This is a genomic window from Acidovorax sp. SRB_24 (genome assembly GCF_012931925.1).
This window is the reverse complement of record NZ_MWOM01000213.1, coordinates 1-560: the sequence shown is the minus strand read 5'-3', so window position 1 is coordinate 560 and position 560 is coordinate 1. Positions and strand designations below refer to the sequence as shown.

Below are 560 nucleotides of genomic sequence, written 5' to 3'. Positions count from 1 at the left end.
TGCCGCCAGAAGAACAGCGCCGTCATCACCAGCCCCGTGGCCACGATGCCGCCGCGCAGCCAGACCGGCGGAATGCGCCGCGCCACGCGCGCGCCGCCGTAGCCGCCCGCGGTGGCGGCCACCATCATCATCAAGGCGTCGGGCCACTGCACCACGCCGCCGGCCGCATACACCGCCACGGCAATGGCGGTGAGCAGCGCCGAGACCAGGTTCTTCAGGCCGTTCATGGCGTTGAGCTGCGTCTGCCCGAGCAGGCCGAACAGCGCCAGCAGCAGGATGCCCAGGCCGCCGTTGAAATAGCCGCCGTACACGGCCACGGCCAGCACGCTGATGGCGGCCTTGGTCGGCGACGTGGGCTTGGCGCCGGCCAGCATCTGGCGCAGTCGCGGGCCGAAGGCGAACAGCACGGTGGCCGCCAGCAGCAGCCACGGCACGACGATCGAGAAGGTGGCGTCGGACGTCACCAGCAGCAGTGCCGCCCCGAGCGCGCCGCCGATCAGCGACAGCACCACCAGCCGCGCCATCGACAGGCCCGGCGGCGCCTGCGTGTCTTCGCGGAA

Annotated in this window: 1 protein-coding gene; it reads right to left on the bottom strand. The window is 72.1% G+C overall.

Annotated features, from left to right (window positions below):
* Nucleotides 1–560: sulfite exporter TauE/SafE family protein (locus B2J89_RS21590; protein WP_169170847.1), on the bottom strand; the 560-nt coding region annotated here is incomplete at both ends.